The organism is Arthrobacter crystallopoietes BAB-32 (assembly GCF_000328305.2).
GTDB classification, from domain to species: domain Bacteria; phylum Actinomycetota; class Actinomycetes; order Actinomycetales; family Micrococcaceae; genus Crystallibacter; species Crystallibacter crystallopoietes_A.
Genome location: NZ_ANPE02000263.1, coordinates 1 through 9,002, shown reverse-complemented (window position 1 = coordinate 9,002; position 9,002 = coordinate 1). Strand labels below are relative to the sequence as shown.

Annotated in this window: 8 protein-coding genes; 1 reads left to right on the top strand and 7 read right to left on the bottom strand. The window is 68.9% G+C overall.

Features of this window, described 5'->3' with window-relative positions; translation table 11 throughout:
• The 5 genes from D477_RS19155 to D477_RS19135 all read right to left on the bottom strand — a co-directional run.
• A partial coding sequence (locus D477_RS19155; RefSeq protein WP_005273962.1) for an FAD-dependent oxidoreductase occupies positions 1 to 483 on the bottom strand: 483 nt, incomplete at its 3' end.
• Positions 484 to 495: 12 nt separating this feature from the next.
• Positions 496 to 687 carry a ferredoxin gene (locus D477_RS19150; RefSeq protein WP_005273960.1) on the bottom strand — a complete coding sequence of 64 codons (192 nt, stop codon included), beginning with the start codon at positions 685 to 687 and terminating at the stop codon, positions 496 to 498.
• Between the two features lie 48 nt (positions 688 to 735).
• Positions 736 to 1,935 carry a cytochrome P450 gene (locus D477_RS19145; RefSeq protein WP_005273954.1) on the bottom strand — a complete coding sequence of 400 codons (1,200 nt, stop codon included), beginning with the start codon at positions 1,933 to 1,935 and terminating at the stop codon, positions 736 to 738.
• Positions 1,936 to 1,988: 53 nt separating this feature from the next.
• Positions 1,989 to 3,503, bottom strand: a complete 1,515-nt coding sequence (locus D477_RS19140; RefSeq protein ID WP_005273952.1) for an APC family permease — start codon at positions 3,501 to 3,503, stop codon at positions 1,989 to 1,991.
• 378 nt (positions 3,504 to 3,881) lie between these two features.
• Positions 3,882 to 4,829 (bottom strand): hypothetical protein, encoded by a 948-nt coding sequence (locus D477_RS19135; protein ID WP_150110206.1) that lies wholly within the window; start codon positions 4,827 to 4,829, stop codon positions 3,882 to 3,884.
• A gap of 241 nt (positions 4,830 to 5,070) precedes the next feature.
• On the opposite strand from D477_RS19135, the gene D477_RS19130 reads away from it, so the two are divergent.
• The gene (locus D477_RS19130) at positions 5,071 to 6,249 is read left to right on the top strand and encodes a CaiB/BaiF CoA transferase family protein (protein ID WP_043847728.1); all 1,179 of its coding nucleotides are present in this window, start codon (positions 5,071 to 5,073) and stop codon (positions 6,247 to 6,249) included.
• Between the two features lie 93 nt (positions 6,250 to 6,342).
• Here the strand turns inward: D477_RS19130 and D477_RS19125 are convergent, their stop codons facing one another.
• Positions 6,343 to 7,749, bottom strand: coding sequence for a dihydrolipoyl dehydrogenase family protein (locus D477_RS19125; RefSeq protein WP_005273944.1), 1,407 nt, complete (start codon positions 7,747 to 7,749; stop codon positions 6,343 to 6,345).
• 165 nt (positions 7,750 to 7,914) lie between these two features.
• The coding region (locus D477_RS19120) for a helix-turn-helix domain-containing protein (RefSeq protein WP_043847727.1) at positions 7,915 to 9,002 on the bottom strand (1,088 nt) is incomplete at its 5' end.

Here is a 9,002-nt window from a genome sequence, read left to right as displayed (position 1 = left end):
CGCGGCTTCGCAGCCGATGAAGCCGGCGCCGACCACTGCCACGCGGCTGCCGGGCCGCAGCTCGCGGTGCAGGCCGAGGGTGTCCTCCAGCGTGCGGATGACGTGCCGACCGTGCAGCGGACCGGGTGCCGGCACCCGTGCGGGGCGCAGGCCGGTGGCGATGACCAGGCCGTCGTAGGCCAGCTCTTCGCCGCTGGCCAGGGTCAGCGTCTGCGCGGCCAGGTCCGATCCCGCCGCGGCGGTGCCGAGCCGCCAGTCGATCCCGGTGGCGGAGCGGCGCTGGCGCAGGGTGATGGAGGCCAGTGCCTCCTGGGCCGAGCCGGGGGCGGCAAGCAGTTCCTTGGACAGCGGCGGGCGGTTGTAGGGCGGATGGACTTCATCGCCGACGACGACGATGTCCTCCTCCCAGCCGGCCGAGCGCAGCTGCTCGGCGGCGCGGAGGCCGCCCATCGACGCGCCGGCCACGATGATCCTGCGGGCCATGGTCAGCCTCCCCTAGTCCTTCAGGAAGATGGCCTGCACCGGGCAGACGTCGATGGCTTCTTCGACCTCGTCGAGCAGGGCGTCGTCGAAGGTCGGTTCGTATTCGAGCACGCCGTCGGTGTTCATCCGGAACACCTCGGGGGCGGCGATGGCGCACTGGCCGTGGTTGTCGCAGAGGCTGCGGTCGACGTCGATGGTTCGCATGGGAAAGTCCTTCCTGGTGGTGCTGTGTGGCGCTAAGAGCGTGTGGTGCTAGGAGCGCTTGGTGAAGCCGATGGGCAGGCGGATCGGGCCGGTGTTGCCGGAGTCCGGCAGCCACTCGTCGCCGCCGGTCAGGTGCGGGTTGGCCAGCCGCCGGGCCAGCAGCGGCAGCGCCTCGCTCATGTCGGCGCGGGCGACGAAGTGGCCCAGGCAGTGGTGGACGCCGCCGCCGAAGCCGTAGTGCGGGGCATGCTCGCCCAGCAGGTCCATCTCCGGGTTCGGGAACGCCCGCGGGTCCGTGCCGGAGGACTGGGTGAACAGGTGCACGGTGGTGCCCTTTTCAATCGCGAGGCCCTGGTACTCGAAGTCCTCGACGGCCTCGCGGGTGACCCAGGTTACGGTGGGGTTGGTGCGCATGACCTCCTCCACCGCCTTCTGGCCCAGGTCCGGCCGCTCGGCCAGCAGGTCCCACTGCTCCGGGTTCCGGATGAAGGACTGCATGGCCAGACCGAGCTGGTTGCGCGTAGTGTCCATGCCGCCGAAGATCAGCAGCACCAGCGCGTTGCGCAGTTCTTCGTCGCTGAGCCGGTCGCCGTCGCGGCTGGCCAGCACCAGGCGGGAGACGAAGTCCTCGCCCGGGTTGGCCTGGCGGTCGCGGATGAGCTCCTCGGCGTAGTCGTAGAGCTCGGCTACGGCGGCCTCCACCTTGTCCAGGTCCTGCTTGAAGGTCACGCCGAGCGCGAGGCCCACCGTGGAGGCCAACCGGGCGATCTTGGGCCATTCGCTCTCCGGGATGCCGAGCAGGATGGTCAGCACGCGGGTGGCGTACGGTTCGGCGAAGTCGCGGATGAACTCGCACTCGCCCTTGTCGATGAAGGCGTCGACCAGCTCGGTGGCCAGCGCCTGGAAGCGCGGCACGAGCTCCTTGATCAGCCGTGGCGAGAAGGCCGGATTCAGCAGCCGGCGGATCCGGTGGTGGTCCTCGCCCTCCAGCACCAGCAGGTTCTTGGTCCACCAGTCGTGGAACAGCCCGGAGTGGACGCCGTTGTGGGCCGGCCACTTGCCGCTGCCCTGCGAGAGCTTTGGGCTCTTGAGCAGCTTGCTGACCTCGTCGTAGCGCAGCACGGCTAGCCCAAAATTGGTTCGGGCGTACCAGCTCGCTTCGCGTGCATTGCGGAGTTCTTCGGACTGCATGGCGAAGGACGGATCCGAGATGTCCAGGTAGGGAACCTCGACGGTGGGCGTGCTCATGGATGGAACCTTTGCTTTCGTTGCTGTTGGTGCTGGAGGATCGCCGGCGCGCTCTAGATGTCGAACGAGCGTGCCGGGGCGGACGGGACGGCGTCGCCGGCGGGAGCGTCGCCAATGAGGTAGGGCTTCTTCCAGGCCATGTAGGCCAGGCCCAGCAGGACCACGCCGACGGCGGAAATCAGGACAAGGTAGTTGGCGAACCAGCCGGCCTCGGGAGTGCGCGGCCAGGCCATGTTGACCATGCCGATGACGCCCCAGGCCAGGGCCGCGATGTTGACCGGGATGCCCCAGGCGCCGAGCTGGAACGCGCCGCGCGGTTTCCAGCCCTTCAGCCGGGCCCGCAGCGAGGCCAGGACCACCATCTGGAAGCCCATGTACATGCCCATCGCGGCGAAGGAAATGATGGTGACCAGGGCGTCCTCGGAGACCTTGGAACCGACCACGATCAGCGCCGGGACCAGGCCGGCCAGCAGCAGCGCGTACGGCGGCACGTGGCGGGACTCGCTGAACTTGGACAGCAGCTTGCTCGCCGGCAGGATGCCGTCGCGGGCCATCGAGTAGGCCAGCCGGGAGGAGGCGGCCTGCAGGCTGAGCACACAGGAGACGAAGGAGATCAGGACGACGGCGAGGACCACCTTGAAGCCGACCGGACCGAAAGCGGAGAGCAGCACATTGCCCACCGGATCGGCGTCGGCCCCGCTGATCACGGCACCGAAATCGGGCACGGCCAGGATCAGCGACAGGCAGACGAACATCGCCGCGAAGCCGCCGATGTAGATGGTCATGCGCATCGCCTTCGGAATCGTCCGGCCCGGGTTCGGCACTTCCTCGGCCACATCACCGCAGGCCTCAAACCCGTAGTACTGGTAGATACCGATCAGGCCCGCCGCAGCGAACGCGATGAAGTAGTCGCTGCCTTCGCCCGCGCCGAAACTCTGGAACAGCACGCTCAGGTCGTGCTGGCGCGCGGCGAGCATCAGCCAGAAGCCCACCACCAGGGCGCCGCCGAGCTCGGCCAGCAGGCCCAGCATCGCCACCTTGTTCAGCACCTTCGTGCCGCCGAGGTTGAGGATGGTCGCCAGCAGGATCACGGCGAGCGCGGCCAGGATGACCGAGTCCACGCTGCTCTCCATGCCGAGCAGGGCGCTGAGGAACGGTCCGGCACCGTAGGCGACGCTGGCGATCGTGGCCAGCAGCGCACAGAGGTAGACCCAGCCGTTCATCCAGCCCCACTTGCGGCCCCACAAGCGCCGGGACCAGGGGTACACGCCACCGGCCACCGGGTAGTTGGAGACCACTTCGCCGAACACGGTGGCGACCAGCAGCTGGCCGGCGCCGACGATGATCAGCGACCAGAACATGGGCGGCCCGGCGATTCCGAGCGACGCAGCGAACAGCGAGTAGATGCCCACCACGGGAGAGAGGTAGGTGAAGCCGAGGGACACGTTCCCCCAGAAAGTCATTTCGCGCTTGAATTGCTGATCGTACGAATAGCCAAGGCTGGCAAGGTGTTCGGCATCCTCGTCGATGCCGGCCTCCCCAGCGGGCCTCGTCATTTCGGCGGACATTGCGCTCCTTCAGGACGATGAGTCAAAGAAAAGCTGATCGGTGCGGAAGCCCCATTTCCCCCGCTGTGATGCTAGTCACGTGAGCGGCATCACGGAAAAACTGTATTAGTGGATGTTTTATTTGGCAAGGGCCTTCCTGCTGAATTTTGACGGCGGAGCCTCCTGCCGCTGCAGGTTTCGCTTCCGGTGCGCGTCCCTGTCATGGCTTTCGCCGGCCCAGCACGCGGGCGACTTGGCTACCTCCAGCCCGTGAAAAAGCTTCGCTTCCGACATATTTAGGACGCACGCCGCCGTTTCAGCACGCCTGTCCCGATCAGCGCTGTTGCCAGCGCACCTGTCCCGATCAGCCGTTCAGATCAGCCGTTCAGATCAGGCCGTTCAGATCAGCGGCCAGGCGCGGCGCCGCAGATCGAACACTTCCCACGCACGCGGAACCACATCGAAGGCGACCCGGCACACCCGCTGCAGTTGCTCCATGCCGCCCGATGCTCCGAGCACACCCGGCTCGGCACCATCCGGCGCATGCAGCATGGCCGGTTCGTCACCGCCAGACGCCTGCAGCACACCCGGCTCCGCGCCCCCAGCCCCCTCTCCCGCATCCAGCCGGCTTGGCTCCAAGCCGCCGTTGCCCGACGCCCACACCAGCCCGTGCGAATAGCCGCTGCAGAACTGCCAGACGTACAGCAATTCAGGCGGCAACTGATCCTCGGCCTGCAGGTCCTTCAGGATCGCCGTCTGTGTGCGGTTCTTCGTCGTGTAGCCCCAGCGGCCGTCGGCCTTGCGCGAGAAAATCGGCGGCAGTCCCATCGCTGCGGCCGACGCGTTCACCTCGTGGCGCAGCCCGTCGAAGTATTCCACCGCTTCCGCATGCCTTTCCGGATGGAACTCCTCCAGATACGTGTCCCAGAACGATGCGGCGTTGAAGACATCGCGGGCAATCAGCACCAGGCTCCGCCGCGCACGCTCCCGCCCGTCCTCCGGCAGCAGCGCCCACAGCACCGTCGATCCGCACTCGATGACCGTGCGCACGAGCGAATACGGGGCATGCGTGTACAGCCGGTACGAGGCGGCGCCGGTCGACGCGTCGGCGAACAGCAGCCGCCGCAGCGCCTGCAGGTTGTCCATCGCCGCCGCCAGCGACTGCTTCAGCAGCAGCCCCACCCCGTGCGACGAGGCGAACTGCGCCTCCAGCAGCGCCAGCGCCGAGCCGGGTTCGATCTCGTCTGCCTCGGCATCCCGGGCATTGAACGATTCCAGCGCCTTCAGCCCGGCCAGGATCGCCTCCGCACTTCCCGCATCGTCGCGGGACAGCCGCCCGTCCTCCATGGGCACATGGTAGTCCTGCCCGCACTCCCGCCGGACCGCCATTCCCCGGGTTCCAGCGCCCGGCGCCTGCTGTCCTGGAGCAGCCTTGTGCATTCCGTCCAAGTTCGGGCTGGATCATCCAATGCGGCGCGCCCTCGACCTTCCTAGACTGGTCGCCAATCCCGAACCTGCAGCGGCCCAGCTGGTGACTCCTACACGAAGCAGCGGCTCCGCCGGTCACTCTTCCCGCCGAAAGGGCACCATGCCTACGCACCCCGACCTCCCGCCGTCGTCCGTTCCCCGCCCGCTGGAAGGTGTGCTGGTTGCGGATTTCTCCCGCGTGCTCGCCGGGCCGCTGGCTACGATGACGCTGGCGGATCTGGGCGCGCGGGTCATCAAGGTGGAGCGGCCGGGCGCCGGTGACGACACGCGCAGCTGGGGCCCGCCGTTCTCTGCAACCGGAGCGACGTATTTCGAGAGCGTCAACCGGAACAAGGAGTCCGTGTGCCTGGACCTGTCCGACGGCGGAGACCTGGCTTTGGCGCGCGAGCTCGCATTGCGGGCGGATGTGCTGGTGGAGAATTTCAAGCCGGGCGGGATGGCGAAGCTCGGGCTGGGCTACGAGGAGCTGGCGGCCGACAACCCGGGACTGGTCTATGCCTCGATCTCGGGTTTCGGGTCGGCGCAGGGCGCGGCGCTGCCGGGCTACGACTTCATTGTGCAGGCCGTCGGCGGGCTGATGAGCATCACCGGCGACGCCGACGGCTCACCGTACAAGGCCGGCGTCGCGCTGGTGGACGTGCTGACCGCGAAGGATGCGACGATCGGGATCCTCGCCGCGCTTCAGGCCCGCACCGCGACCGGGCGTGGAACGCGGCTGGAGGTCAACCTGCTCTCCAGCCTGCAGGGCGCGCTGGCGAACCAGGCGCAGGCCTACCTCGGCGCCGGCAAGGTTCCGCAGCGGATGGGCAACGAGCACCCCTCGATCGTGCCGTACCAGCTGCTGGAATGCGCGGATGGGCCGCTCGCCGTGGCCTGCGGCAATGACGGGCAGTTCCGGCGGCTCGCCGAGGTGCTGGGCCGGCCGGAGCTCGCCGACGACGAGCGCTTCGCGACCAACAGCGCGCGGGTGAAGCACCGCACGGAACTGATCCCGCTGCTCGAGCAGGCCCTCGCCGCGACCAGCGCTTCGGTCTGGCAAGACAAGCTGGTCGGCGTCGGGGTGCCGGCAGGACCGGTGGCCACGATCGACGCCGGCATCGACTACGCGGAGTCCCTCGGCCTGGAGCCGACCATCAACGTCCAGGACGCCTCCGGGGAAACCGTCGGCCGGCAGGTTCGGCACCCGATCACCTGGTCCCCCGGCTTCGAGACCCGCACCAGCGCCCCGCCGGCCCTGGGCGAGCACACCGAGTCCGTGCTGGAGTGGCTGCGCCACTGACCCGCCCGCTCTTCCCCCGATCCGTTGCTCAGCAGATGCCCCGCTTGTGGGCGAAAAGGGGCATCTGCTGAGCAGTCGTTGGGAGAACACGGCTCACGCCTCCAGGTAGGCCGGAGTGAACAGCAGCGTCAGGCCCTCGGCGATCGTCGGGTGCGTGATGATCGCGTCGCGGACGGCCGTGTACTCCAGCCCGCCCAGCATGGCCATCTGGACAACGGCGATCGCCTCGCTGGCCTGTTCGCCCAGCATGGCGGCGCCAAGGATCCTGTCCGTCCGTGCATCCACCACCGCCTTCCACACGCCCTCGAGGTGCCCGACCGTCCGCGCCCGCGGAATCGCGGCCGCCGGCATCCGGAAGATGCGTACGTCATGCCCGGCCTCGCGCGCCTGCTGCTCGGTCAAGCCAACCCGGCCGAGTTCGGGCGTGGTGAACACGCAGTACGGAATGAGCCGGCCCTCGGTGCTGCGCGGCGGCGCCGGGTCCGGGGGCGCGGCGAGGTTGGCCTTCAGGATCCGGTAGTCGTCGTACGAGGCGTGCGTGAACTGCGGCGATCCAGCCACGTCCCCGGCCGCCCACACGCCCTCCGCCGTCGTCCGCAAAAATTCGTCCGTGCGGATGAAGCCGCGGTCATCGAGCTCAACGCCCACCGTCTCCAGGCCGAGTGCGTCCGTCACCGGCATGCGGCCCAGCGCCACAAGCAGCTCGTCGGCCTGCAGCGTCTCGCCGGAGTCCAGCCGCACCGACACCGTCCCGTCGGCGGCGCGCGAGACCTGCTCTGCGGAGGCACCGGTCCGCACGCTGATGCCGGCGTCGGCGAAGTTCTGCTCCACGGCCGCGGCGATCTCGGGATCCTCGCGCGGCAGCAGCTGCTTACCGCGCTGCACGATCGTCACCTCCACTCCGGCGGTATTCAGCAGGTCCGCGAACTCACAGCCAACATATCCGCCGCCCAGGACAATCAGGCTTCGCGGCAGTGCCTGGAGCTTCAGCATGGTGTTGCTGGTCAGCACGTTCGCCTCCGCTAGCCCCTCGATCGGCGGCAGCGCGGGCTCGGTGCCAAGGTTAAGTACGACGTCGGTGCCACGGAGGGTGCGTATCCCGCCATCATTGAGGGTCACCTCGACCGTCCGCGGGGCGGTGAACTTGGCCTCGCCGAGAATGAAGTCCATGCCGGAATCCGTGAAGGACGACTGCTGGCCCTTGACCATCGTGCCGACCACGTCCTCCTTGCGGTGCCGCAGCAGATCAATGTCGAGCCGCGGATCCTCGACGCCCGTGATGCCGTACTCGGTCGCCCGACGGACTTCCTCGAGCACGCGGCCGCTGTGGATGATCGTCTTGGTCGGGATGCAGGCGACATTGATGCACGTGCCGCCGATCATCGCACGCTCCACCATGGCGACCTTGCGGCCCTCGCGTGCCTGGTCCATCGCGAGCGTCTTGCCCGCCTTGCCGCCGCCGACCACCAGCAGGTCGACGTCCTCCGGTTCCATGTCCATCCTGGCTCCCTTGCTTGGTCAGGGCAGCCACGGGCCCGGGCCTGCAGCTGCCGGGAGAACTTACGCGTCCTCGGCCAGTCTAGGACTGCCCGCCCGACGAGTGCTCAGCAGATGCCCCTTTTCAGGGTGAAAATGGGCATCTGCTGAGCACTCGTCGGCTGGAAGTCAGTGGCCGCGGCGGCGCAGGGCGAGCCAGAGGTGGGCCGCGGTGTCCGGGTCGTCGAGGCTGACGCCGAGGAGTTTCTGAGCGACGGCGATGCGGTGGCGGAGCGAGTTCCGGTGGATGTCGAGGTCGCGGGCGGTGTCCTCCCAGTGCCCGCGGCGGCGCAGGTAGGCCGCGACGGTGCCGAGGAGGTCGGCGCGCTGGTAGCCGGCGAGCGTGTCTGCCCAGCGGTCTGCGCGGGAATCATCATCGCCGGAGGTTCCCACGAGCCGGCCGGCTGGTGCCTGCAGTGCCGCCCGACGGAGTGCTGCGGCCTTGGCGGGGATGTCTGCCAGGGGAACCGGCTCGGTCCAGGCCGCGCCGGTTCCCGGAGCGGCCGAGGCCTCCGGTGCCCTGCTGCCCTCAGAAACTTCCGCCTCCCACGGCAACAGTCCGCCGTCGTACTCCTCCTGCTCCGGCGCTGGCGGCACGACCAGATCAGCGGGGTCCAGTAGGAAAAAGCCCAGCCCGTCCTCGGCGAAGCGCAGCGGGCACGCCGGCAACGCGGCCGCGAGCCCGCGGACGTCCTCCTCCGCGGGCAGCCCGGAAACCGACGCAGCCAGGGCGCGCAGGTCCCCGTCATCCGTCCGCGCCGCGAGCAGGCGCACCCGTTCGGGCAGTGGGCCGAGGCCAACGTCGGCGGCCAGCAGCCGGGCCGCCTCGACATGCCCGCGGACAACCAGCTTGGCCACCGCGGACCCGAGCACGGCGGAAGTGCCGGTCAGCTCCTCGTGCTGCTGGGCCTTGAGCGCCAGCAGCACGCAGACGGTCATGATGATCTGCCGGTCCGCCTTGGCCAGGGTGCGGCCGGACCCGATGGCCAGGAAGCCCTCGATCCGGCGGCCCACCAGAATCGGATACTCCACCACGGGACTGCCATGCAGCCAGAAGGTCGCCGCGGAATGCGCGCCCGCGAGATTCAGCCGCGCCGTTTCCTCGCGCAGGTGCGGCAGCAGCGCCGCCGTGCTGGCCGGCCAAGTGGTCTCGGGTCCGCCGTCTGCCGGCAGGTACGCGGCCCAGCCGCCGAGCGCCTGTGCCAGTCCCTGCACCA